This window comes from Clostridium carnis (genome assembly GCF_054657435.1).
In genome coordinates this window covers 2,489,419-2,514,621 of the sequence record NZ_BAAHYS010000001.1, presented here as the reverse complement: position 1 = coordinate 2,514,621, position 25,203 = coordinate 2,489,419, and the positions used below count along the sequence as shown (strand labels likewise).

Below are 25,203 nucleotides of genomic sequence, written 5' to 3'. Positions count from 1 at the left end.
TTCTTAAAATTAATTAATATAGATTATTATACTATAAAAGATTATTATTTCTAATATAATTATAGAAATATATATTTTATGCTAAAACTTTTAAAACAGCCTCTCCAAAAAAATATCCTGCTCCCATAAACGCTCCATTCCATATAAGAATTCCTAAGGCAGAATATATAGTATATTTTAAAAAGTTTAACTTAAGTGCTCCTGCTGGTAATGATACTATTGTTCTTATCATTGGAATAAGTTTACTTATAAATATTCCATAATTCCCTTTTTCTCTAATTAACTTTATGTTTTTATCTACAACTTCTTTTTGTTTTGGAAACTTATCCGTATATTTTTTTATTAGTATTTCACCACCATACCATCCAATTCCATATAATATCCAACTTCCTATAACTCCTGCTAAAACCGATACCCCTATTGCTAAAAATAAATTCCCTTGACTATTTGCAACCCATGCTCCTGCTAATGGAAATATTATTCCTGCTGCTAAACCTGGTAAATTTAAATATTCTAAAAATACTATAATAAACAAAAAAATCATACCATAATTTGAAAGATAACTTGTCACTTCATTTATACTCATATTTACTTCCTCCTTATTCTAATTCTATATTTATATAATAAAATAAATTCTTTAAAATAAAGTATATATAAACCTAAAGATTTCCTAAAGATTTTCTTTATAACAGTTTAAGAGTATATGTTTTAATATTAAATAATTTTATAATAACTCTTTAGAATTTAATATAAAAAGAAGCTATGAATAAAAATTTCATAGCTTCTCTTTATATTTTTAAGGTTACATATAATCTTTAGTTTCAGTTTTTAATCCTTTTTTTCTTAACTTACTTTCAATAATATCTTTAATTATTGAATAAATAATAGCAAATAAAGGAACTCCTATAATCATACCTACAAGTCCTAAAACTTTTCCTGCCACTAATATCGAAAATAGTATCCAAAAGGCTGAAATTCCTATTGAATCACCTAAAATTTTAGGTCCAATTATATTTCCATCAATTTGCTGAATAATAAGTATAATTAATAAGAACCATAATGCTTGAATTGGTGAAACAAAAAGTATTATTATAAAGGATGGTATCGCACCAATAAATGGTCCAAAAAATGGAATTATATTTGTAACACCTATAATTACTGAAAGCAATATTGTATATGGCATTTTAAATATAGTTAATATAATAAATGTCAATATACCAATTATAATGGAGTCAATTATTTTTCCACTTAAAAATTTACCAAAGGTATCATTGCTTCTATGCATTAACTTAACAATTATATCTGCATGTTCCTCTGATAAAATTCCGTAAGTTATTTTCTTACTTAAAGCACAAAGATTTTCTTTATCTATTAATAAATATATTGAAATTATTATTCCTAATATAATATTCCAAATACTTGAGGCGATTTTCGCAAGTGCTCCACCTAAAACTGGTATTAAATTTGTAGCAAATTTAATAACGTAATCAACCAAACCATTAAAATTATCAATAATAACCTTTGAATATTGCTCTTCTATATTTAATCCTTGTACTAATTCATATACAAAGTTAGTTGTATTTGTTATATATAATGGAATATCATTTACAAGCCCTATAATACTATCCATTAACTGTGGTAAAAGAAAGTGAATAAACAAACTTAATATTAAAAAAGCTGTTATGTATGATAATAATATTCCTATTCCTCTAGTTGACTTAATCTTTACTTTTTTTAAAATATTCATTTTAAAAACTTTATGTTCATAAAAGTCTAAAAGAAAATTTATTATGTACGCAATTGAAAATCCAATTATAAATGGTTGTAATATTGTTAATATAACTTGAAGTTTATCAGTAAATATTGATACTTGTGATATTGCTAAGTAAAAGATAATAACTGATATAGCTACTAGAAATGAGTATATAGCAATAGTTGTATATTTGTTATTCCAATTTATTTTCATCTTTACCTCTCTTTACTAATTTATATATTTTATATAATTTATTCTTCATTTATACTTTGTAACCATAATTATATACTATTTAATCTTAAATTCAAACATTATGTATTATTTTAGTAAATTTTTTATATTATATTATTAAAATAAATAGAGCTAATGGAAATATTATTAACCATTAGCTCTATTCTAATTAAGATTTTTTTTGTTTTTTCTCTCGTAAATATATGATGTTATAACACTTAAAACCATAAGTATTATTCCCGCAATGAGCATACCCCTATTATTATCTATTGGACATACATCATGGGGAAGCATAGATTTAACTTTATATATTTGATAATACCCTAGTACACTTACAACTATTCCTATGTAAAAAGTTATATTAGAAATCTTATTAAAATTCATATTTAAACTCTCCTTAATTTATTTATATTTTAGAAAAGTAATATAAATTCAATATAACAATTTAAGATATTTATATCAAGTAGTTACTTTTTAGTGCTCTTTAATCTATAAATTATTCAATGTTTCTCTTAAGCTATCTCTAAGAAAATTCATATTAAATCTTTCTCCTGGACAACTTTTAGTAACTCCTTTTAATTCTCTATGCCCTATAACCCTATTGGGTTCTATATCATATTTAAACATAAGATATATACATAATTCTATTAATGACTCCCATTGTTCATCGGCTGGTACACTTTCATCAAAATTTCCTGCCATTGCTATTCCTATAGAATCAATATTATTTCCTTTTGCATGTGCACCTACATTGTATCCTCTTCCTTCTACAATTTCACCATCTTTTTCAACAAAAAAGTTATATCCTATTCCGGCCCATTTAAATCTATCTTGATGCATTTTATGAGTGGTTAATGTTGTTAACTCCGGATTATGTGTATGATGTATAATAATTTTTCTAATATTTTCTAACGGCTTTAAATCTTCATTAAACTCTAAATTTAATATTTTTATTTTAATTGAACTTTACCTCCTAAATATTATATTTTATATTTTCATTTTTATCACTCTATATATGATAAATGAAAACCTGTTATTCATAATATATAATTGACTTAATAAACAATATCTATTCTAATTTAAAAATTATATTTTAATCTGAGTTTTTTAGCAATTTTTTTCTTTTATATTTAACTAATATCTTTGTTCCTGTTGAAACAAATACAACACCTAATGCAAGTGCACCTGCTGATGCTATTGTATTTATTCCTAACTCTAAAGATTTCATAACATTTCCTGTAATTGCCTCAACCATTGTATAATACATTCCTCCCCCTGGAACTAATGGTATAAATGCGCAGATTATAAAGGTTGTAACTGGTGTCTTTAGTATTCTTGCAAATACTTCAGAATATATACTAAGACTTATCGATGCTAAAAATAAAGCAGTTATCTCTGTTGTTCCAATAAATATAGAAAATTTATATACAAACCACCCTAAAGCACCACATAATGCTGCAAAAAATAATTTTTTTCTTTTTATATTAAACAATATTCCAAACCCTAGTGTTGCTAAAAATGCAGAAAAGGTCTCTAATATCATATCTATATCCCTCCAAAAACTCTTATCCAAAAACTTAATACAATACCTGTTCCAACAGCTACTGCAATTGCTGTTAAAAACGCATCTGCTGCTCTAGCTACTCCTGATACTAAATCTCCTGCAACTGTATCTCTAATTGCATTAGTTATTGAAAGACCAGGAACTAACAACATTATAGACCCTATTATAACTTTGTCCATATCATTTGCTAATCCTATTTTAATAGAAATTATAGCTAATAGTGCCAAAATACCTGCCGATATACTTGTAATAAAAAATGAATTTATTTCTATGTTCTCACATTTAATTGAAAAATACTTAACTACTAATCCAATAAAGAATGCAGAAACAGCATCTCTAAATGATCCTTGAAATAAAAATACAAATCCAAATGCACCAATAGCTGAAAAAAGAATTGTAGTATAAAAAGAATATCTCTCTTCTTTTTCTATTATTCTTAATTTTTCATTTAACGTTTTTATAGTTAGCTTATCATTTATTATATTTCTTGAAATATCATTCACTCTATCAACTTTATGCAAATCTACAGATCTATCTGATATTCTTTTTACTGTTGAATATGTTTGTCCATTATTTGAAACTGAAACTATAATTACTGTTGGAGTTGCAAAACTATCCGCTTCTTTAACTCCATATATCTTACATATTCTATTTATAGTTTCTTCAACTCTGTAAGTTTCTGCTCCACTTTCAAGCATTATTTTACCTGCATAAGTTGCAACTTCCAGTATTTCATTGGTATTCATAGATATTTCCTTTCTATATTAATTATTAATTTCCTATATTATACATTCCTTAAATATTAACTGTCTATATTATAATATTAATAAATTTTAAATTAATATATTCATACTAATAAAAAAGTGTTAATTTACAATTTATAAATTAACACTTTTTCTGATTCATTATACTTTTTTTACTTAAGCATGCTCAAAACTTTTTCCACTTTTCATTGCTTTACGTTCTAAAAGTAAATTTAAAATAAGATTATTTAATGACCAATCCTTTGAAGTCTCTGTAACTGTTGCAATTAATACATTATTAATTTTAATTTTTTTTAAATTCTCCATAAAAATATTCAACTTTAATTGAGAAATGTTGTTAAATATTATTGTTCTTTCTTTTTGTCCATTTTCATCAACCTTTAATTCCTCATTAGCTATTATATCTTTTACTTTTGATTCTCCATTTTTATATGAAATTATAACTTGATCCTTAATTCCTAATATATTTGCAAGGTTTTTTATTCCTTGAAGTTCTTTACCATTAAAATTGCAAATTATTATGCAACTTCTTTCATCTTTAATATTATTATCTTTAATATCTATTTCCTTAAAAGACATTTCTTCACCTCTTTATTATATAATAATTACTATTATATAATATTTTTATTTCTCCTTCAATACAAAAATATTCTTATATTATTAAAAAAATTATAGATGTTAAATACTGCTATAGATTTCATTGAAGTAAATATAAAATATAGTAAAATTTCTTCTAAAAAGAAATTTTATAAATATTTATATACTATATTACAATAAACGAAGCTACTAAAAATATAGTAGCTTCGTTTATATTATTTTTTATTTAAATTTTCTTTTACATACGTTGGTAGCATAAAAGCCCCTGTATGTATATCCGTATTATAATACTTTGTTTCTAACCCTAATTTAATCCAATTTTCTTTATTAAAATCTTTTATAGGATGTAAATTTTTTGATGCAAAACAAAACATCCAATGTCCTGAAGGATAAGTTGGCATATGATATTGATATGCTTCACATACGTTAAATAATTCTTTCAGTTTATTAAATGATCTTTTCATTTCTCTAGCATTATTTGGATAATATGGACTCTCACATTGATTTATCAATATACCATTTCCTGTTAATGCTCTGTAACAGTTTTTATAAAATTCTGTAGTAAATAATCCCTCTCCAGGACCTATAGGATCTGTAGAGTCAATTATAATTAAATCATATAAGTTTTCTTTTCCTTCTATAAACTTTATTCCATCCTCAAAGTATAAATTTACTCTTTTATCATCTAATTTATTTGCAGTAAAAGGTAAAAATTTCTTTGATGCGTTAACAACTTCTTGATCAATTTCTACCATATCTATATTTTCTATATTTTTATATCTAGTTAATTCTCTAACTGTACCACCATCTCCAGCACCTATAACTAGTATATTTTTTACATTTTCATTAGTAGCCATAGCTACATGAGTTATCATTTCGTGATAAATAAATTCATCTTTTTCTGTAACCATAGTCCAGTTATCAATAACTAATACTCTTCCAAATTCATAAGTATCTAAAATATCTATTTTTTGAAATGGACTTTGTGATGAGTATAAGTGCTTTTTAACTTTCATAGAAAAATTTACATTTTCTGTTTGGTTTTCAGTATACCATAATTCCATATTCATCATTAAACCTCCATCTTAAAATTCATATCCATATTATCATAGGCTCCATTAGCAAAAGTTCTGACCTTGTCTACAAGTCCCCTTGCCACTTCTGTAGATTCGCTTCTTTCAGCTTTTAACACCTCTTCTAAATATTTAAATCCAAGCCAAGGGTTAACAGAGTCTCCACAAGTAAATAAATCTACTGAAGCATATCCATATTCAGGCCATGTATGTATTGTAAGATGTGATTCCTGGATTATTACAGCACCGCTGACTCCCCAGGGATTAAATTTGTGAAAACAGCTTGTTACTATTGTAGCTTTTGCTTCAATAGCAGCTTGCTTCATATGATCTTCAATAATTTTGTGATTTTTCAATATTTCCTTATCACAGTTATAATATTCTACTAGTATATGTCTTCCTAATTGTTCAATTTTCATAAAAAAATCCCTCCATAAATTAAATTTTTAGTTCCATCCAACAGATAAATACTTAACTAACAAAAATGCTTCACTCATATAACCTCCTATTTTTTTAAAAAAGTTTAGTATATGTAAACTCAAAGTTAATATATACTAACTATATCATTTTATCAACCAACTTTTACCTTGTCAATATTTAAAAAATCTTTTTTATTGGAATGTTTTTCTAATGTAAACAATAAAAAAATAGATATATTTATCTCTTAAGTATTAATAAAATTTCTAATACCTTAGATATAAACTATATCTATTTTTAAGTTAATTTAATTAAAATATCTTTCCAGGATTTAATATATTCTTACTATCAAATGCCATTTTAATTCCAGACATTATCTCTATCATATTTTCTCCAATTGACTCATGTAAATATTCCTTCTTCGCAAATCCAATTCCATGTTCTCCTGATACCTTTCCATGTAATTCCTTTGATTTTTTATACATAACCTCCATTACACTATTAAGTTTTTCTTTCCATTTATCTTCATCTAAATTATCTTTTAATATATAAACATGTAAATTTCCATCTCCAGCATGTCCAAAACTTCTAATTCTTATATTAAATTCTCTTTCTACACCTTTGGTAAATTTAACAAATTCAGCAACTTTATTTCTTGGCACAACAACATCAACTTCGTCCATTTCACTTGTTGAAGCTTTTATTGCTTCTAAGAATGCGCCTCTTGCTGACCAAATTGATTCTTGTCTTTCTTCTGTATCTGAAATAAATGCATCTAATGCACCTTCTTTTAAGCATATATCTGCTACCTTTTCATAATCATTTTCTATCTCTTCTTTTGAGTTTCCATCAAAAGTTAATAGTAAATATGCATCTGAAGTATTATCTGGAAATTTCTTTCCTAGAAATTCTTCTGCAGCTACAATAGCTTCTCTTTGCATAAATTCTATTGCTGTTGGAATTGATTTAGATTTTATTATCTTAGGTACAGTTTCTATTGCAGCATCTAAATCCTTAAATGGGATTAATAAACTAATAGCTTTTTTAGGTAATGGAAGTAATTTTAGTGTGGCTTTAGTTACTATTCCTAAAGTTCCTTCTGAGCCTACTATTAATTCTTTCAAACTATATCCTGAACTATTTTTGACAACTTTTCCGCCCAAATCTACTATATTTCCATTTGGCAAGACAACTTCTAAACCTCTTACATAATCTCTTGTTACTCCATATTTAACAGCTCTCATTCCTCCAGCATTAGTACTTATATTTCCTCCGATTGTTGCTGTTTTTTCACCTGGATCTGGTGGATAAAATAAATCGTGTTCCTCTACATATTTACTAATTTCCATTAATAATACGCCTGGTTCTAAGGTTAAAGTTAGATTTTCCTCATCTAATTCTAATATTCTATTCATTTTACTTAGATCTATTATTATTCCACCATAAAGAGGAACTGCTGAACCAACTAACCCTGTACCTGATCCTCTTGGAGTTACTGGAATATCCTTTTCATAAGCATACTTCATAACCTTTGATACTTCTTCAGTACTTAATACTTGAACTACTATATCTGGCATTTTTTTAATAGCGCCAAGTTCATCATGACTATAATCTTCATTTATATTTTCACCATAAAAAACTCTTTCATTATCATTAATTATTGATTCAATATATTTAATATCACTTTTATCAATTTTTTTGTAGTTCATCTCCTATTCCCCCTTCTCCATTTTAATTTTTTCAATAAGTTGTGGAATTACTTCGTATATATCTCCTACTATTCCATAATGAGATACCTTAAATATTGGAGCTTTTTCATCCTTATTAATTGAAAATATATAATCAGAATTATTCATTCCTGCTGTAAATTGAACTGCTCCTGAAACTCCACATGTTATTATTAGCTTTGGTCTTACAGTTCTTCCACTTAATCCAACTTGCTTCTTTGCATCAAGCCATCCTGATTCTATCAAAGGTCTTGTACAAGCTATTTCTCCGCCTAAAAGATCTGCAAGTTCTTTTATCATTTGTAAATCTTTTTCAGTTTTAATACCTCTACCAGCTACAACTATTACTTCTGCTTCTGAAATACTATGTTCTTTTTCCTTTTTAGTAACCTTTTGCACCTCTATATTTGATTTTAATTTTGAATCCTCTATATCGCAAACGATTACTTTGCCAGTTGCATTTTCTTCTCTTTCCGATGCTGACATAACCTTGTATCTAACTGTTGCTAATTGAGGCCTTGAGTTCGGAGTAACTATTTGTGCCATTATATTTCCACCAAAAGCTGGTCTTATTTGAACTAAATCAGTATTTTCCTTCATATCAAGTACTGTACAATCTGCTGTAAGCCCAGTTCTAAATCTTGCTGCTACTCTAGGAGCTAAAGATCTACCAATGGTAGTTGCACCAACTAAAATAGCTGATGGCTTAATAGTATTTATAAACTCTTCAAAAGCAGCTGTATATGGCTCTATAGTGAAATACTTTAATTGTGGTTTATCATAAAGAAGTACTTCATCTACTCCATAGTGTAATAGTTCTTTAGCCCTATCTTTAATTTTATATCCTATAAATACACAATATACTTTATGTCCTACTTTTTTTGCAAGCTCTCTAGCTTTTCCTATAAGTTCAAATGTTACTGGATGTATTTCTCCATCTACGTGATCAACATAAACTGCTACACCACTCCACTTGTTCTTATCTATTTTCTTTACTTCTTCTTCTATATATTCAACTGCACCTTTAGGACCATTTTTAACACATAATCTACACATTTTACAACTTGCATTTATTTCTAGCCTTCCATTAACATTTTCCATTGCTCCAAAAGGACAAATTTTCATTAATTCGTTTATATCCAATATTTTTTCTTGGTTTACAACAAGCTTTGCCATTTCTTATTCCTCCTAAATGAACTTTAACTCTTTTAATTTAGATGATATTTTTTCACTTAATTCTTGTGAATCTCCATTCCACATCTCATGCTCATCGTTTGATAACGGTGGAAATATTCTTTCAACCTGAGTTGGTGATCCATTTAGACCATATTTCTTTTCATCCTTATCTTCAAAGTCTTTTAAAGAAATAACTCCTATTTCTCGTTCCTTAGTTTCTATTTTTCTTCTATAAGATGGAAGCCTTGGTTGAAATATATCTTTTTCTACTGTTAACAAACAAGGATACTTAATTTCTGAAACCTCAATTGTATCTGGCATATCCATTTCAACTACAATTGATTTTTCCTTTATTTCTAATATTTTTCTTACATTTGCTATATGTGGTATTTCAAGATATTCTGCCATTTCTGGACCAACTTGTGCTGTATCACCATCTGTAGTTTGCTTTCCACAAATAATTAAGTCCATATCTCCTATTTTCCTAATACCTTGTGATAATGTATATGATGTTGCAAGAACATCTGCACCTGCAAATTTTCTATCTGATACTAAACTTCCAATATCTGCTCCCATTGAAAACGCTTCTTTTATAACCTCCATTGCTTGTGGTGGCCCCATACTAATTACTTTTATAGTACCTCCAACCTTACTTTTTATTTGTAATGCTGTTTCTAGAGCGTATAAATCATATGGATTCATTTTTGAGTCTATTCCATCTCTTTTTAATACTCCTGTTTTTTCATCAACTTCAACCTTTGAAGTTCCTGGAACTTGTTTAATACAAACTACTATATTCATAGTAACTCTCCCCCATTCTACATACTTGTTTTAAAATAAAGTCGCACCAAAGAAAACAATTATTCCTAGCACTCCTACATATGCTATAAAAAATTTTAAAGTTGAATTTAGTATTTTCCCTTCTTTACCAGCAAGATTTGTAGCTGCTGTAGCCACTGCTATACTTTGTGGAGAAATTATTTTTCCAGCTGTTGCGCCAGCTGTATTTGCTGCTGCTAACCAACATGGATCTACCGCTAATGATTTTGCAGCTTCAACCTGAAGCCCACCAAATAATACATTAGCAGACGTAGCGCTACCTGTAACAAATGTACCAAGTGCTCCTATTAAAGGTGATATTAACGGATAAAATCTTCCTGTTACCATAACTAAAACTATAGCTATAGACTTAATCATTCCACTATATCCCATAACTTTTGCAAGTGCTACTATCGATAGTATTGTTATACCAGATTTACTCATTTGTTTTATTGTATTTTTCAAAACATTTAGCATTTCATTAAATGTTGCACCTTGTACTTTTCCACCTATAAATGCTGATATTAAAATCATAATTCCTGGAGTTGCAACCCAAGTTATTGTGTATGGACTTGCAGACTCTCCCTTATAAATTGTAAGGGATGTTTTAAGAACTGATAAAGTCTCATTTATTCCTTTAAATAAAGGACTTGTTAAAAGAATAAATACAAATATTAATATAAAAGGTAACCATGCTATAATACATTTTTTAATGGGTATTTTTTTAATCTTACTTGATGTTTTATCCTTATGAAATTTCTTAGCCATACATACCGTAAGTATTAATGATAAAACAGATCCAATTACTACTGGAAGTTCTGCACCTAAGTATTTAGCAAATATCAATTGGGGAATAGCAAAGGAAAGCCCTGATACAATTGTTATAGAAAAAACACCTTTTATTCCCTTAATACCTTTTCCTGTAATCATTACTAAAACTATAGGAATTATTAAAACGAATACAAATAACTGTATTGCTACTGCATAACTTAACTCAACAGAAGATAAGTTTGCAAGTTTTGCTAATGTATTAACCGGAAGTCCAATTGCTCCAAATGCTGTTGGAGTTGCATTTGCAATTAAACAAACTATTGCTGCAAATATAGGATCAAATCCTAGTACAATCATAATACTAGCTGGTATTGCAACAGCAGTTCCAAATCCTGCAACAGCTTCTAAGAAACCACCAAATCCCCATGCTAGAATTAATACTAGTATTCTTTTATCTGTTGTTACACTTGTAAGCATACTTTTTATAATATCCATACTTTTTGTATAAACTGATAAATTATAAGTAAATACTGCAGCTATAATAACAAGCATTATTGGCCATAAGGCTAAAACAATTCCTTCTAATGTAGCTGATATAGATTCTAAAAAAGACATTTTCCAAATAAAAACAGACAGTATTATAGTAAAAACTAAAGCAATAGGACATATCTTGTATCCTGGAATTTTAAAAACCCCAAGAGAAACAATTAGTAATATTATTGGTAATAATGCAATAAAAAACATGGAATATTCATTCATTACCCCACCCCTTTTAAAATATATTGGTAAATTGGTACTACCAATCTTTACGCTAATTATATACCTTTATATTCCAAATATCTATAATTGTTATTAAGTTAACAGTAAATTACTTCCAAAAAATCAAAAAAATATAGGCATAATGCCTATATCAAAAATAATTTTTTTTATTTACTTTTATTTTATACCATATTTTGTTATTTATTTAACTTTTACTCTATGTACCTTCTTATAAGATTAAAATGATCTTTCATAACCTTATATGCTTCATTCTCATTTCTTACTTTTAAAGCTTTATATAATTTTTCATGTAAATTAGATAATTTCTCTTTATTTTCTTTATCTGCTAGTATATCTTTTCTTAAATCTTTAATAAATCTATCCATAATTTGAGATAATACCTCTAATATATCTATTATTAATTTATTACCTGATGCTTCTGCAATTGTATAGTGAAGTTCTTTATCTAATTTTACACTTATATTCTCATCTTCACTGTTCTTTAAGTCCTCAACAAGCTGTCCTATTTTTTCTATTTGAGAATTGCTTATTTTTCTTGCGGCTAATAAAGTTGTTTCAAGCTCTAACATTTCTCTAAGCTCATATATCTCCATTAAATTACTTTCTTGAAGCATAAACATAATAGATAATGGCTCAAATAATAAGGAGTCAAAATTTTCTTTTATATAATTTCCAGCTCCTTGTCTACTTTCAATAAGCCCAACTACATCTAAGGCTCTTAATGCCTCTCTCACTGAAGTTCTACTAACTCCAAGTTCTTCTGCCATAACTCTTTCCGTTGGAAGCTTATCTCCACGTTTTAGAACTCCAGCTTTAACCATAGTTTTAATTTGTTCTACTACTTGTTCATATACTTTAGTACTTTTTATTTCGTCAAACATATCCTCACCTCAGTACCTTATAAATAATAAAATATCCTAATCTAATTTTAATTATTAAATTAACTTTAATTTTTTTAAACCTTTATAAATACCTTCATTTTCTACATCTTCTGTAAAATCATATGCATATTCCTTCAGCCTTTTATGATATCCACCCATGGCAATACCATGCTTTACAACTTGGAACATTTCAATATCATTTTCTCCATCTCCAAAAGCATAAGTTTTTTCTCTATCTATCCCTAACTTATTTATTAATTGCTCTATTCCATATCCCTTAGTGTATGTCTTTATATACATTTCAAAAGATATTCCTTGAGGATGTTTCATAAATGCAAAATCATCATTATATTTATTTAAAACACTTTCATAAGTATTTTCATCATTATTTATTACTATTATCTTATTACACTTAACAATATCATTATCCCATTTATCTGTAAAAGACTCTTCACTTATATTAGCTCCATTAATAAGTTCCATTAATTTTTCACTTTTATAACTAGATATATAACTCTTTTCCTGCCCCTCTAACATATAGTGTATATTATTTTCTTTGAAAAATTCTAATATCTCATTTAACTTCAGCTTGTCTATATAGTAATTAAATAAAACCTCATCTTTAAAATCTGCATAAGATCCATTACAAGCTATATATCCATTAAAACCTAGGTTAATAAGGTTCTTATCAATACAACTTTTAGGTCTTCCTGTTGCAAGAATAGTTAAATAGTTTAATTCCTTTAATTTATTTATTGCTTCTTTTGTACTTTGTGTTGGTACACATATTCCTTTAAAACAATCTATTAATGTTCCATCTACATCAAAAAATACAACTCCATTATATTTTCCCATTATATTTCCCACCACTTTCTTTTAAACTTTACTTTATTATAATCTATAAAATGTTAGTTATAAATAAAAAATCCTGTATATTTTTATCTTATATATATTATTAACATAAACTTTATAGAAAAAAGCTTGATTGTTATTAACCAAGCTTTTTTTATCATCTTAATTTACTATTAATTTATTATTAGTTGTTCTAATTGTAAGAACTAAATCAAATGCCATAATAATACAACCTAAAATAGCTATTATTCCCCATATTCTCATATAGTTTATAAATATTGCATTAATAATTGGTTGAATAAATATAATTCCTATAAATGATAAAATCATCCAATAAAAAGAAAATCTTAATGAAATTAAACCTTTATAGTTATATTTCAAATTTGAATAATCCCAATATTCTTTATTAAAAAATCTTCTTAATAAATAACCACTAATAAATTCTATTAATGTTGGTATTATAAAATATAGTACTATCAATAAACTGCTATTAATATTACTGTATTTATTAACTATAACTAATAATGTAAATGCTATACCATACATCGGTTTATATGGCCCCTTCATAAATCCATCTTTCTTAAATTCCCCTGTAATAATATAACTATATAAGTTTTCAATAATCCATCCTATAAATGAATATAATAAAAAGTTAAACAAAATAAATATAAAAGTATCCATAATTATACCTTCCTTACTTTTCTAATTTATTTTAGTTTAACCATTTATCATTTAATGATACTATTATTTAGTTAATTCTTCTTGATCTTTAGTTTGTCTTGATATATTTAACAGTATTCCCATTGCAGCCAAGTTAAATACTAAAGATGTACCTCCATAACTTATAAATGGAAGTGGAACACCAGTTACTGGCATTGATCCTGTTACAACAGCAATATTTATTATAATCTGAATTGCAATTATAGATATTATTCCTGTAGCTAATAAAAGTCCATAATTATCTATTGATTTTTTAGCCACATTTATTCCTCTATAAATTAAAAATAAAAATACTGAAAGTAAGAATATACAACCTATTAAACCTAACTCTTCTCCAATTACTGCAAATATAAAGTCATTATGAGGTTCTGGAATATATAAAGCCTTTTGTTTTGACTGTCCAAAACCTACCCCAGTTACTCCCCCTGATCCAAGAGCATATAAAGATTGAATAAGCTGAAAGCTTTTTCCTGATGGATCACTCCATGGATCTAAAAAAGCAGTTAATCTTTTAAGTCTATATCCTGATGTAAATATGGCAATAAGTCCTGCTGCTATTGCTGGTGGTACAAGAAATGATAAGTGCTTAATTTCTGCACCTCCAACTAAAATCATTATAAATGTAACTATCATAATAATTGATGCAATACTTAAATTTGGTTCAATTAAAATTAAACCTGCAAATACTCCTGCAATTCCTAAGTATAAAATAACTCCACTCCAAAAATTTTTAACCTTTCTTCCATTAGCATCTAAGCTCATAGCTAAAAATAATACAACTACATATTTTGCTATTTCAGATGGTTGCAGTGATACTCCAAAAATATTAAGCCATCTACTCGCACCATTAGTATCACTTGTAAATAAAACTGCAACTAATAATATTAGCGTTCCTATCATACCAATAAGAGTTACCTTTTTATACACGTGATAATCTATTGACATTGTACTTATCATTACAATTATCCCTACAAAAGACCATGTTAATTCTTTTTTCAAGAAAAATTCGCTATTTTGCTTTTCATATAATGCATAATATGAACTTGAGGAGTATACCATAATAATTCCAATACATACAAGTAAAATTACAGCACATAATATAGCAATATCAATTCTACCCATTTTCTTCTTTTTCTTCTTTAATCTCATATAAATTGCTCCTTTCTCTTTATATTACAAATATTGCTATAATTATTTAAGTTCTAGCTTTACTGAAATACCTTTTTCTATAGTTTGTCCAGCTGCTATACTTTGACTAGATACACTACCATTTCCAGATGTAGTAAACTTCATTCCAATTTTATTAAGTATTTCACTTGCTTTTTCAAGTGAATATCCTTTTAAATCTGGCATAATAATATTTTTATCTATATCTGAAACTTTACCGGTTGTAATTGTTAAATCTGCACCCGCTTGAACTATTGAACCCGGATAAGGATTTATATTAATAACAGTTGAATCTGTTCCATCAACTGATACATTTAAATTATTATCATTCAATATTTTTTCAGCTACTTTAACTGATTTCCCTCTTACTTCTGGTACTATAATTTGACTTGTAGGTTTATTTTTTTCTATATATACTGGTGAATTTATATAATCATAAATTTCTTTAATAAGCATTTCTAGTAAAGGTTTTGTTACTGGACCTCCATAATATTTATCAGGACTTGGTTCATCTACCTTAATAAATATTGTAACTTGTGGATCATCAACAGGATACATTGCAACTACAGAAGCTATATACTTATCAGAGTAATATCCACCTAAAACTGGATCTGGCTTTTGAGCAGTACCTGTTTTAGCTCCAACTCTATATTTTTCTCCCATAAATTTTCCTATTGGTCCGCCATCATTTATTGTTCTCTCAAGATAATCTCTAACAATAGCAGTATTATCTGCTGACATAACACCTTTTTTAACTACTGGAGTATATACTTCATCTATTACCTTTGTTCCATTTTCATCTTCATGAGAAATCTCCTTTAAAAGATGTGGTTGTACTAAATCTCCTCCATTTGCAATTGCATTAAATGCAGTCATTAGTTGAAACGCATTTACTGTATTAGTTTGTCCAAATGAAATAGTAGCTAAATCCATTTCGCTAATATCTTCATTTTTCTTAACAATTCCAGCACCTTCTCCATCTAAATCTATATTAGTTAATTTTCCAAAACCATATTTTTGTATATACTCACTTAACTTTTCTCTTCCAAGTCTACTACCAAGTTCCATAAAACCTACATTACAAGAGTTTTGAAGTATTTGTGGAAGAGTCTGTGTTCCATGACCATCAAGTTTCCAACATTTAATTGTTGTATCTCCAAACTTAACCCCACCATTACAATGAAATGTATCATGTTCACTTGCTAAACCTTCTTCCAATACTGCCATCATAGTAAAGTTTTTAAATGTAGATCCTGGTTCAAAAGTATCACTTACCAAGCTATTTCTAAACATATTTTCAAGCTTTTGGCTATCATTTTCACCATTAAACCTTTCATATTCCTCATATGGATTATTTGGATTAAAGTCTGGTTTATTAGTCATTGCCAAAACTTCTCCATTTTTAGGGTTCATAACTAAAATAGATACACCTTTTGACTTATTATCTGTCATTCCCTTTTCTGCAATTTTTTCAATCATATACTGAATATTTTCATCAATAGTTAAAGAAACATTTTTCCCTGGTATTGGAGCTGTATATTGTAGTGAATTATTAGGAAGTTGTGTTAAAGCTCCATCTACTTCTGATATTCTTACTCCACCTATTCCTGCCAAATATTTATTATACTTAAGTTCAATACCATTTAATCCTTTATTATCTAAGCTAACACCACCTAAAGTATGAGCTAAGAAATTATTATTAGGATACAATCTTTTTGTATCACTTGAAATAATTACTCCATAAATTTTAAGCTCCTTAACTTTATCAGCTATAGACTTTTCTATTCCTCTAATTAATGTAGCTGATGATGCATACTCTCCATTTTGCTTCTTTGTTTCTAGCTTTTCTAGAACTTCAGCTTTATCCATACTTAAAGCTTTAGCAAGTTCTACTGCTAATTCATCAATAGTTCTTTTTTCTTCTTCATTTCCTCTTATTGTCTTTAAGTCAAGATCTATTCTATAAACATTAATAGTAGATGCTAAAGTTTCTCCATTTCTATCTAATATATCTCCTCTTTTAGCAACAAGTTTATCTAAAGATTCTCTTTGCTCCTCTGCCATAGATGTATATTCAGAATTTTTATATACCATTACATATGTTAATCTTATAAGAAAAAAACAAAATACTAAACTTATACATATAGTTATAAAGCTAAGTCTATTAACTGCTTTTTTTCTTCTACCTGTTAAATCCTTTTTCATTATATTTTTTTTCATTTTAATTCCCATTCCTTATTAATAATCACTTCCTGCTAAATATCCTGTAGAAAAAGCTATTTGAAGATTATATCCTCCTGTTTCTGCATCTACATCTATTACTTCACCTGCAAAGAAAAGATTTTTTATTATTTTTGACTCCATAGTAGAGGCGTTTATTTCCTTAATGCTAATACCCCCACTTGTAACCATAGCTGCTTTTATTGTTAATGTTTCCTTAACTGTAAGCTTCATTTCCTTTATATATTCTATAAGCTTTACTTCATCTTCCTTTTTTAATTCACTTGGCTTTACTTCACTTAAACTTAAAATATTTACAATTTCCTTTAAAAAGTTTTGAGGAAGCATCCCCTTTAAATTATTTAAAATACTCTTATTGGGATTACTTCTTATTATTTTAGAAACTTCCTCCTTAGATGTATTTTCCATAAAATCTAGATTTATTTCTATTTCGCCATTTTCTAAACTTTTATTTATATATGAAGATAGCTTTAATACTCCAGGACCTGATATTCCAAAATGAGTAAAAATCATGTCTCCTCTAGTTTCTATTTTTTTCTTCTTTATTTTAGTAGTAAATACCACTTCTTTCATTGATACCCCTTGTAAGTTTTTAACAAAGGATTCTTTTGTTACTAATGGAATTAATGCAGCATATAGTGGAGTTATTGTATGTCCATGCTTACTTAATATTTCATACATACTTCCATCTGATCCTGTAGCTGGCACACTCTTACCACCTGTTGTAATTATAACCTTGTCAGAATATAATTTATGTCCATCTTCAGTTACAATACCTTTAATTTCTTTATTTTCTACTATTAAATCTGAAACTTTAGTGTTATAAATTATTTTAACTTTGTTTTTTAATAAATCTTTTTTAAAAAAATCTATAACCTCTTCTGCTTTATTACTTTTTGTATATACTTTTTCATCATATTCTATCTTATATTCTAAATCATTTTTTGATAAATACTGTAACAAATCATAATTAGAAAATGTATAAAATGCACTATATAAAAACTTTTTATTATTTACTACCTTGTCAAAAAAATCTTCTATACTTCTATTATTGGTTATATTACATCTTCCTCCGCCAGTAAGGTTTAGTTTTTTACCAATTTCATTATTTCTTTCTATCAAAATAACCTCATTTGATTTTGATGAATTAAGAGCTGCCATTATTCCTGCTGGTCCTGCTCCAACTACTATTACTTTTGCCATCATACAACTCCTTCTAAAAATAAATATAGTCTTTATTTTATTATTTTGTTATCGCATCTATAGTTCTTTGCATCTTTTTACTACGTTTTGTATCTTCTAATAATACCATTGATATTAAATCTATAAGATACATAGTTGAAAATTGACTATTTATAAATCTCTTTTTATCTACAAATAAAGCATTATATACTATGAATTTAATATCGGAAAGTTTAGCCATTGGTCCATCGTCAAAGCTTGTTATTGATACTATTTTAGCTCCATTTTTTTTAGATATTCTAAGAGAATTAATAACTTCCTTTGTTTGTCCTGATATTGAAATTCCAATTACCAAATCTTCTTTTGCTACTATAGAACTATTTATTATCATCATGTGTCCATCAGATATACTATATACGTTAAATCCCATTCTTAATAGTCTTTGCATCATTTCTGTAGCTGTTAATCCTGAACTACCTACTCCATATATATATATTTTATTTGCTTTCTTAATTTCTTCTACTACATTTAATATTTGTTCTTTTCCAATAGAATGTTTTGTTCTCTCTATAACCCTATCATAATATGAATATATTTCCGCTAACAAGCCCTCTTCATTTGATAATCCTATATCTCTCTTTAAAGAACTTATTTTAAGTTTCATATCTACAAAGCTATCACAATTTACCTTTTTACAAAATCTAGTTATAGTTGCTCCTGATGTGTTAGTTACTTTTGCGAGTTCTGTAATATTTATATTATTAATTATTTCACTTTCTTGCAATATATAGTCTGCTATATATTTTTCTTTATCTGAAAAACTATTATATTTCTTTTGAATTTCACATAAAATATCCACCCTTTTCCCTCCACCCTAAGCTTTATATATAAATAATATCATATATTTTATATTAATAACACGAACAAAAAAGATACTCTATAATTAGAGTATCTTTTTTATCTTTTTAATTATAAAGCTTTTTCTACCTCTTGTGCAAATTTCTTTGTTATTAATTGTGGTCTTGTTATAGCTCCTCCAACAACAACTGAATATGCACCAAACTCCATTGCTAATTTTGCCTTTTCTGGAGTATCAAAATTTCCTTCCGCTATTACAGGTTTATTAGATTTTTTTATTAATTCTTTTAAAACATCAAAATTATTTAATCCTTTTGATTGTTCAGTATATCCAACTAAAGTAGTCCCTATATAATCAAATCCTAATTCTTCAGCTCTTATCCCCTCTTCTACAGTAGCGATATCCGCCATAAACATTTGATTTGGGTAAAGCTTTTTTAATGACTTTAGAAACTCAACATCTTGATTTACTGTAGCATCTACTGCTATAACATCAACCTTAGATGCAACTAGTTCCTCTACTTCTTTAATAGTTGGTGTTATATAAGAAATCATATTTGGATAGTCTTTTTTTATAATTCCTATTATAGGTAGATCTACTTGTGCCTTTATTTCTTTTATGTCATTTATACCATTAGCACGAATACCAACTGCTCCACCTTCTTTTGCTGCTACTGCCATTTTTCCCATTATAAATGAACTATGCAATGGTTCATTTTCTAATGCTTGACATGATACGATTAATCCTTTGTTCATAAAAAATTCCCTCCAAATTTATAATATTAATTTATAATGGAAGCTTCTATGCCCCCTTTATTACTTTTATTCTGCTCCAATTATTTCATTAATTCTTTGTTTTATTGGATCAGCCATAGCTCCAAAAATCGCTTGAACACCACCTTTAACTTCTAAAACCGCTGTAGCTCCTAAAGCTTTTATTGCATCTTTATCAACCTTATTTACATCTTTAACAGAAACTCTTAATCTTGTAATACAAGCATCAACATCATCTATATTTTCTTTTCCGCCTAATGCTTCTAATACTTTAACTGAAGTTTCTTTTAATGATTCTTTAGTAACAACTTTAACTTCCTCTCCATCCTCTTCACGACCTGGAGTCATTACATTAAATTTCTTTATTAAGAACTTAAATGAGAAATAGTAAAGTACAGCCCATACTAATCCTACCCCTATTACCAATATCCAATTAGTTTTTTCATTTCCTTGTAAAACACCAAATAACGTGAAATCAATAATACCACCAGAGAAAGTATTTCCTATTGAAATATTTAATATATCAGCTATAAAGAATGATAACCCATCAAATATAGCATGTACAACATATAACCATGGTGCAACAAATAAGAACATAAATTCAATTGGTTCAGTTATACCTGTAACAAATGAAGTTACTGCTGCTCCTAAAAATAATCCTCCAACTAAATGTCTCTTTTCCTTTGGTACTGAATGATACATTGCTAAGCATGCTGCTGGTAAACCAAACATCATTGTAGCAAAACGTCCTGCAAAGAAACGAGTTCCTTCATGGAATAATCCAGTATGATTTGGATCTGCTAATTGAGCAAAGAATATATTTTGTGCTCCAACAACGGTTTGACCTGCAACCTCTGCAACACCTCCAAGCTCTGTCATCCAAAATAATGGATAAATCATATGATGTAATCCAATAGCCCCTGTTAATCTTAATAAAAATCCATATAAGAATGTTCCAACAGGACCTAAATGAGCAATTGCAGTTCCTGCACTTGTTAACCAACCTTGGAATGTTGGCCAGATTAAGAAAAATATTGCACCAATAAATATTGAAGTAAACGATGATATTATTGGAACAAATCTTGACCCTCCAAAGAAACCTAAAACAGCTGGTAATTGAATATTATGATATTTATTATGTAAGTATGCAACTACTGAACCAATAACTATAGCTCCAACAACTCCAGTATCAATTGAAGTTACACTTGGATTAAAAGCTCCTATCATTCCCTTTATAGCTGCATTCATAACTAAAAACGAAACAAGAGCAGCCAAAGCAGCTGTACCTTTATCTCTTTTAGCCAAGCCAACAGCTAAACCTGTACACATTATAAGTGCTAAGTTACCAAAAACAATATCTCCTGCCGAAGTCATAATTGAGAATATACCTTGTAACCAAGAAATATTTAAAAATGGATATGCATTTACAGTATTAGGATTAGATAATGCTCCTCCTATTCCTAGTAATAAACCTGCAGCCGGTAATATAGCTATAGGTAGCATAAATGATTTTCCGATTTTTTGTAAACTTTTAAACATTAGATTTCCCTCCATCTTATGTATTTATTTTTTATCGACTTAAAGTCGTTAAAAACATTTAATTTAGTTTAATTCTAAATTATCTTTTCATCTGTAAATAAAAGTTTTATTTATCAAATTTTGATAAATCTATTTTCATAATTCTCTTTAAAAAGAAAATTATTTTCAACTTCATGTAAATGATACCACATGAAAAATATTTTTTCAATAGTTTTTTTAAGAAAATTATTTTCACAATGAGTGTATTATTATTTCTGATTAATTAAAAAACCTCATATACACTTTAGTATATGAGGTATCATTTTATAAATTATATATTTATGTAATTATACTATTCTTCTATTGATATTACTTGTACAGGACAACTTTCACAAGCTTCTCTTACTGAATCTTCTAATTCTAAAGCAATATCTCCAGAAATAGCTACAGATACTCCAGTATCTAAAGAAAATACTCCTGGACATACACCTTCACATAATCCACATGATATACAATTATCTCCATCTACAAATGCTTTCATTTTAAATCCTCCAAAATATAACTTTTATATATCTTATTATTAAATAATATTTATTATTTGTCAACTATTTTTATTAATATCTTCTAAATTTTTCTTAACTTACATATATAACTACTTTATAAACAATATTAGTAGCTCTACTATAATTTTTAAATAAATATAATATTGTATTTTATGTGTATTTAATATATACTTTTATAAAGTTTCTATTTTTAGGAGGAAAAAAATGAGTTGTGGATGTTCAACACTAGGAAATGCTGGGAAATCTATAGTGGATTTAGTAAGAAGTAAAGGTAAGGCTGATTTACCTTTAAAAAATGAATATAAAATTAACTGTTCTTGTGGTGATTTTTTTACTATGAAAACTCTTGTAGATAAATGTCCTAACTGCAAAATGACTTATGGAGTTACCCCTTGTAGTCAAAGTGATATAAATAATATAAAAGCTGCTGGAATCAACTATTAATATTAAAGCTCTAATTAAAAAATTAGAGCTTTTTTTTCTATACTTTATTATATTTTAAATACATCAACATTTTTCTTTAATTCTTCGGCTGTATATTGTAATTCTTCGGCACTTGTATTAACTGTTTCAAAAGTAGACTCTTGTTCACTAACTGACGCATTAACCTCCTCTGTTATAGCTGCTATCTGTTGAGCTGAACTTGCTACTTCAGATATTGCTATTAACACCTCTTCCTTTTTATCATTTACCATATTTATATCGGAAGATATTTCAACTGTGATTTTAACCATTTTATTTAGAACATCCTGCATCTTATTAAATGCATCTTCCATAAGATTAAAATCTTTTTGCTCTTCTTCAGTTATTTTTTCTGTTTTGGATAAATTTTTTCTTGTGTTCTCTACTAGTAAATCAATTTCTTTTATAATTGAAGTTATATTATTAGTAGCTTCCTGTGTTTCATTTGATAAACTTCTAATTTCGTCTGAAACAACTGCAAATCCTCGTCCTGCTTCCCCAGCTCTTGCTGCTTCAATAGCTGCATTTAATGATAAAAGATTTGTTTGCTCTGCAATATTACTAATAATATCCAAAAAGTTTGCTATATTATTTATTCCATTAAATAGTTTTTCAATAGTATACTTTAGTTCACTAAAGCTTTCCTTTGTTTCTTCTTTAGAATTTAGCAAGGTAGCTATTTTTTTATTACTTTCATCAAGAGAATTTATAACGTCATTATTTTGACTACTTATTAACTTATTATTTTTATCCAGATTATTTATAGAATTTTCTAAATCTCTTGTTTGACTTTCAGATTTTTGAGCTTGTTGTGCCGTATCATATATTTTTTCTGATATTCCATTCATAGCCTCAGATATTTCATGATTTGAAGCTGTAACCTCTTCATTAACAGCAGATAAATTTTGTGATTGATCATTTATAATCTCTACGGTACTATTTATATTTTTTAGTATATCTCCTAAACTCTCTGTAGTTATATTAATTTGTTCTGCTAATTGCTCAATTTCATCTTTTGTACTAATATCATTAATTCTAACACTTAAATCACCTTCTGAAATCTTTTTCATATATAGCGTAAGTTTTTTTATAGGATTTGTAAATTTCTTTGATATATAATAAGTAATAATTAACGATATAATTAATATTACTACTACAATTATTTTAGCAAAGTTAAAAGCTTCCTTTATTGAGGATTCTATATCTTTTACATAAGCACTAGAATAAACACGCCATCCAATACCTGGAATTGTATTATATAAAGAAACTTTATTTTCTCCATTATATTTATAGTTAATTAAATTAATCTTACTTGAATCTTTATTGGAATTTTTATCAATTTCATCTACTCCTGTTACTTCTCCAACAATATCCTTATTTGGATGATAAACAACTTTTCCATTTGAATCTGTTAAAAAAACATTATATCTCTCATGATTATATGAATTTAATATTGGCGTATATGCATCAGCAACTATATCTCTACATATTACTCCAATAAATTCTCCATTTTTGTCTGTAATTCTTTTTGCTACAACATTAATATAACTCTTTGTTTCATTAGAAATAAGTATATCTGAAACATATGTATCGGCTACACTTTTTGTATTAGTGAAATACGCCCTACTGGAAACATCTAAAAGTAATCCATCATTATCTGATGCTGCAATAATTATTCCATCCTTATTTATTAAATATTGATTTTCTATATATTTATTTTTAATATCTTCTTTAAATACCTGAGCTAATTTATTTTGTATATTAATTATATTTTTATTTTTATTTTTGAATTCATTTATATTTACTTTTGTAAATTCAGTAACATCTTTATCATAAGTATATCTTTCAAGTTCTAAAGCTTGGTTCTTTAAAAAATAATCTATTGTTGCTGAAAGTCCCCTTACATCTGATTCTAAAATTGATAATATTTTATCGTATTGCTCTTTTTTCATAAAATTTAATACAACTGTATTTGTAATTACAGAGCTTAATACTAGTATTGCCCCTACTATTATCATTAATTTAATTTGAATTGATCTTCCTTTTTTATCTCTTTTTATTTTATTATTATTTTTTAAAATCTTCATTTACGTCTCCCCTTTGTTGTTTTCATTATTTTTTTCCATTCCATAGTTTACCTTCTTATATTTAAAATGTAAATTTTCTAAAAATTATTTTTTATAAAAATATCTTTTTAAAATTGCTACTATATTAAAAATATACTCTTTATATAAAAAATATTTTATTTATATAGTTATTATATTAACAAATTAATAATTAACATATAAATTATTAATTATTTTATAATTTATA

At 27.2% G+C, this 25,203-nt stretch carries 25 protein-coding genes; 1 reads left to right on the top strand and 24 read right to left on the bottom strand.

Features of this window, described 5'->3' with window-relative positions; genetic code table 11:
- Window positions 1-76: 76 nt before the first annotated feature.
- The 23 genes from ACYQ1T_RS12140 to ACYQ1T_RS12030 form a co-directional block, all read right to left on the bottom strand.
- On the bottom strand, window positions 77-586 hold the full coding sequence (locus tag ACYQ1T_RS12140; RefSeq protein ID WP_459835107.1) for a DedA family protein: 510 nt from the start codon (window positions 584-586) through the stop codon (window positions 77-79).
- A gap of 216 nt (window positions 587-802) precedes the next feature.
- Window positions 803-1,966: an AI-2E family transporter gene (locus tag ACYQ1T_RS12135; protein WP_459835104.1), complete on the bottom strand. Its 1,164-nt coding sequence runs from the start codon at window positions 1,964-1,966 to the stop codon at window positions 803-805.
- 183 nt (window positions 1,967-2,149) lie between these two features.
- Window positions 2,150-2,368: a hypothetical protein gene (locus ACYQ1T_RS12130; protein WP_459835102.1), complete on the bottom strand. Its 219-nt coding sequence runs from the start codon at window positions 2,366-2,368 to the stop codon at window positions 2,150-2,152.
- Between the two features lie 105 nt (window positions 2,369-2,473).
- On the bottom strand, window positions 2,474-2,878 hold the full coding sequence (locus ACYQ1T_RS12125) for a peptidoglycan recognition protein family protein (RefSeq protein ID WP_459836536.1): 405 nt from the start codon (window positions 2,876-2,878) through the stop codon (window positions 2,474-2,476).
- Window positions 2,879-3,077: 199 nt separating this feature from the next.
- Window positions 3,078-3,527: a threonine/serine exporter family protein gene (locus tag ACYQ1T_RS12120; RefSeq protein WP_459835099.1), complete on the bottom strand. Its 450-nt coding sequence runs from the start codon at window positions 3,525-3,527 to the stop codon at window positions 3,078-3,080.
- A gap of 2 nt (window positions 3,528-3,529) precedes the next feature.
- Entirely contained in the window at window positions 3,530-4,294 is a 765-nt protein-coding gene (locus ACYQ1T_RS12115; protein ID WP_459835097.1) for a threonine/serine exporter family protein, read from the bottom strand.
- Between the two features lie 174 nt (window positions 4,295-4,468).
- Window positions 4,469-4,891, bottom strand: coding sequence for a DUF3783 domain-containing protein (locus ACYQ1T_RS12110; RefSeq protein WP_459835095.1), 423 nt, complete (start codon window positions 4,889-4,891; stop codon window positions 4,469-4,471).
- Window positions 4,892-5,124: 233 nt separating this feature from the next.
- Window positions 5,125-5,973 carry a polyamine aminopropyltransferase gene (gene speE, locus ACYQ1T_RS12105; RefSeq protein ID WP_459836533.1) on the bottom strand — a complete coding sequence of 283 codons (849 nt, stop codon included), beginning with the start codon at window positions 5,971-5,973 and terminating at the stop codon, window positions 5,125-5,127.
- Window positions 5,974-5,981: 8 nt separating this feature from the next.
- Window positions 5,982-6,395, bottom strand: coding sequence for an adenosylmethionine decarboxylase (gene speD, locus ACYQ1T_RS12100; protein ID WP_459836531.1), 414 nt, complete (start codon window positions 6,393-6,395; stop codon window positions 5,982-5,984).
- A gap of 315 nt (window positions 6,396-6,710) precedes the next feature.
- Window positions 6,711-8,108, bottom strand: a complete 1,398-nt coding sequence (locus ACYQ1T_RS12095; RefSeq protein ID WP_459835093.1) for an FAD-binding oxidoreductase — start codon at window positions 8,106-8,108, stop codon at window positions 6,711-6,713.
- A gap of 3 nt (window positions 8,109-8,111) precedes the next feature.
- Complete coding sequence (locus ACYQ1T_RS12090) at window positions 8,112-9,302, bottom strand: electron transfer flavoprotein subunit alpha/FixB family protein (protein WP_459835090.1); 1,191 nt, start codon at window positions 9,300-9,302, stop codon at window positions 8,112-8,114.
- Between the two features lie 12 nt (window positions 9,303-9,314).
- A complete protein-coding gene (locus ACYQ1T_RS12085; protein WP_459835088.1) occupies window positions 9,315-10,103 on the bottom strand; it encodes an electron transfer flavoprotein subunit beta/FixA family protein in 789 nt (262 codons plus the stop codon).
- Window positions 10,104-10,133: 30 nt separating this feature from the next.
- The gene (locus ACYQ1T_RS12080) at window positions 10,134-11,651 is read right to left on the bottom strand and encodes an L-lactate permease (protein ID WP_459835086.1); all 1,518 of its coding nucleotides are present in this window, start codon (window positions 11,649-11,651) and stop codon (window positions 10,134-10,136) included.
- Between the two features lie 212 nt (window positions 11,652-11,863).
- Complete coding sequence (locus tag ACYQ1T_RS12075) at window positions 11,864-12,553, bottom strand: FadR/GntR family transcriptional regulator (RefSeq protein ID WP_459835084.1); 690 nt, start codon at window positions 12,551-12,553, stop codon at window positions 11,864-11,866.
- Between the two features lie 54 nt (window positions 12,554-12,607).
- Window positions 12,608-13,408 carry an HAD family hydrolase gene (locus ACYQ1T_RS12070; protein ID WP_459835082.1) on the bottom strand — a complete coding sequence of 267 codons (801 nt, stop codon included), beginning with the start codon at window positions 13,406-13,408 and terminating at the stop codon, window positions 12,608-12,610.
- A 159-nt stretch (window positions 13,409-13,567) separates the two neighbouring features.
- Window positions 13,568-14,086, bottom strand: a complete 519-nt coding sequence (locus ACYQ1T_RS12065) for a putative ABC transporter permease (RefSeq protein ID WP_459835079.1) — start codon at window positions 14,084-14,086, stop codon at window positions 13,568-13,570.
- Between the two features lie 63 nt (window positions 14,087-14,149).
- On the bottom strand, window positions 14,150-15,274 hold the full coding sequence (gene ftsW, locus ACYQ1T_RS12060; protein ID WP_459835077.1) for a putative lipid II flippase FtsW: 1,125 nt from the start codon (window positions 15,272-15,274) through the stop codon (window positions 14,150-14,152).
- A gap of 42 nt (window positions 15,275-15,316) precedes the next feature.
- Window positions 15,317-17,524, bottom strand: coding sequence for a stage V sporulation protein D (locus tag ACYQ1T_RS12055; RefSeq protein ID WP_459835074.1), 2,208 nt, complete (start codon window positions 17,522-17,524; stop codon window positions 15,317-15,319).
- 6 nt (window positions 17,525-17,530) lie between these two features.
- Window positions 17,531-18,736: a BaiN/RdsA family NAD(P)/FAD-dependent oxidoreductase gene (locus tag ACYQ1T_RS12050; RefSeq protein ID WP_459836528.1), complete on the bottom strand. Its 1,206-nt coding sequence runs from the start codon at window positions 18,734-18,736 to the stop codon at window positions 17,531-17,533.
- Between the two features lie 40 nt (window positions 18,737-18,776).
- Window positions 18,777-19,574 (bottom strand): MurR/RpiR family transcriptional regulator, encoded by a 798-nt coding sequence (locus ACYQ1T_RS12045; RefSeq protein ID WP_459835072.1) that lies wholly within the window; start codon window positions 19,572-19,574, stop codon window positions 18,777-18,779.
- A gap of 110 nt (window positions 19,575-19,684) precedes the next feature.
- Window positions 19,685-20,329 (bottom strand): N-acetylmannosamine-6-phosphate 2-epimerase, encoded by a 645-nt coding sequence (locus ACYQ1T_RS12040; RefSeq protein ID WP_459835069.1) that lies wholly within the window; start codon window positions 20,327-20,329, stop codon window positions 19,685-19,687.
- A gap of 66 nt (window positions 20,330-20,395) precedes the next feature.
- Window positions 20,396-21,886: a PTS transporter subunit EIIC gene (locus ACYQ1T_RS12035; protein WP_459835067.1), complete on the bottom strand. Its 1,491-nt coding sequence runs from the start codon at window positions 21,884-21,886 to the stop codon at window positions 20,396-20,398.
- Window positions 21,887-22,217: 331 nt separating this feature from the next.
- Complete coding sequence (locus tag ACYQ1T_RS12030) at window positions 22,218-22,406, bottom strand: ferredoxin (RefSeq protein WP_459835064.1); 189 nt, start codon at window positions 22,404-22,406, stop codon at window positions 22,218-22,220.
- 226 nt (window positions 22,407-22,632) lie between these two features.
- On the opposite strand from ACYQ1T_RS12030, the gene ACYQ1T_RS12025 reads away from it, so the two are divergent.
- Window positions 22,633-22,872 (top strand): hypothetical protein, encoded by a 240-nt coding sequence (locus tag ACYQ1T_RS12025; RefSeq protein WP_459835061.1) that lies wholly within the window; start codon window positions 22,633-22,635, stop codon window positions 22,870-22,872.
- A 47-nt stretch (window positions 22,873-22,919) separates the two neighbouring features.
- On the opposite strand, the gene ACYQ1T_RS12020 is transcribed toward ACYQ1T_RS12025, so the two are convergent.
- Window positions 22,920-24,977, bottom strand: a complete 2,058-nt coding sequence (locus ACYQ1T_RS12020; RefSeq protein WP_459835059.1) for a methyl-accepting chemotaxis protein — start codon at window positions 24,975-24,977, stop codon at window positions 22,920-22,922.
- Window positions 24,978-25,203 lie beyond the last annotated feature (226 nt).

What these genes read in the sequence shown, in the direction of transcription:
- ACYQ1T_RS12140 (WP_459835107.1), bottom strand. Translation starts at nt 586, where the DNA reads ATGAGTATAAATGAAGTGACAAGTTATCTTTCAAATTATGGTATGATT.
- speE (WP_459836533.1), bottom strand. Translation starts at nt 5,973, where the DNA reads ATGGAATTATGGTATACTGAAAACCAAACAGAAAATGTAAATTTTTCT.
- ACYQ1T_RS12035 (WP_459835067.1), bottom strand. Translation starts at nt 21,886, where the DNA reads ATGTTTAAAAGTTTACAAAAAATCGGAAAATCATTTATGCTACCTATA.
- ACYQ1T_RS12080 (WP_459835086.1), bottom strand. Translation starts at nt 11,651, where the DNA reads ATGAATGAATATTCCATGTTTTTTATTGCATTATTACCAATAATATTA.
- ACYQ1T_RS12050 (WP_459836528.1), bottom strand. Translation starts at nt 18,736, where the DNA reads ATGGCAAAAGTAATAGTAGTTGGAGCAGGACCAGCAGGAATAATGGCA.
- ACYQ1T_RS12095 (WP_459835093.1), bottom strand. Translation starts at nt 8,108, where the DNA reads ATGAACTACAAAAAAATTGATAAAAGTGATATTAAATATATTGAATCA.
- ACYQ1T_RS12110 (WP_459835095.1), bottom strand. Translation starts at nt 4,891, where the DNA reads ATGTCTTTTAAGGAAATAGATATTAAAGATAATAATATTAAAGATGAA.
- ftsW (WP_459835077.1), bottom strand. Translation starts at nt 15,274, where the DNA reads ATGAGATTAAAGAAGAAAAAGAAGAAAATGGGTAGAATTGATATTGCT.
- ACYQ1T_RS12115 (WP_459835097.1), bottom strand. Translation starts at nt 4,294, where the DNA reads ATGAATACCAATGAAATACTGGAAGTTGCAACTTATGCAGGTAAAATA.
- ACYQ1T_RS12055 (WP_459835074.1), bottom strand. Translation starts at nt 17,524, where the DNA reads ATGGGAATTAAAATGAAAAAAAATATAATGAAAAAGGATTTAACAGGT.
- ACYQ1T_RS12070 (WP_459835082.1), bottom strand. Translation starts at nt 13,408, where the DNA reads ATGGGAAAATATAATGGAGTTGTATTTTTTGATGTAGATGGAACATTA.
- ACYQ1T_RS12075 (WP_459835084.1), bottom strand. Translation starts at nt 12,553, where the DNA reads ATGTTTGACGAAATAAAAAGTACTAAAGTATATGAACAAGTAGTAGAA.
- ACYQ1T_RS12090 (WP_459835090.1), bottom strand. Translation starts at nt 9,302, where the DNA reads ATGGCAAAGCTTGTTGTAAACCAAGAAAAAATATTGGATATAAACGAA.
- ACYQ1T_RS12030 (WP_459835064.1), bottom strand. Translation starts at nt 22,406, where the DNA reads ATGAAAGCATTTGTAGATGGAGATAATTGTATATCATGTGGATTATGT.
- ACYQ1T_RS12130 (WP_459835102.1), bottom strand. Translation starts at nt 2,368, where the DNA reads ATGAATTTTAATAAGATTTCTAATATAACTTTTTACATAGGAATAGTT.
- ACYQ1T_RS12065 (WP_459835079.1), bottom strand. Translation starts at nt 14,086, where the DNA reads ATGGATACTTTTATATTTATTTTGTTTAACTTTTTATTATATTCATTT.
- ACYQ1T_RS12120 (WP_459835099.1), bottom strand. Translation starts at nt 3,527, where the DNA reads ATGATATTAGAGACCTTTTCTGCATTTTTAGCAACACTAGGGTTTGGA.
- ACYQ1T_RS12025 (WP_459835061.1), top strand. Translation starts at nt 22,633, where the DNA reads ATGAGTTGTGGATGTTCAACACTAGGAAATGCTGGGAAATCTATAGTG.
- ACYQ1T_RS12040 (WP_459835069.1), bottom strand. Translation starts at nt 20,329, where the DNA reads ATGAACAAAGGATTAATCGTATCATGTCAAGCATTAGAAAATGAACCA.
- ACYQ1T_RS12135 (WP_459835104.1), bottom strand. Translation starts at nt 1,966, where the DNA reads ATGAAAATAAATTGGAATAACAAATATACAACTATTGCTATATACTCA.
- ACYQ1T_RS12020 (WP_459835059.1), bottom strand. Translation starts at nt 24,977, where the DNA reads ATGAAGATTTTAAAAAATAATAATAAAATAAAAAGAGATAAAAAAGGA.
- ACYQ1T_RS12085 (WP_459835088.1), bottom strand. Translation starts at nt 10,103, where the DNA reads ATGAATATAGTAGTTTGTATTAAACAAGTTCCAGGAACTTCAAAGGTT.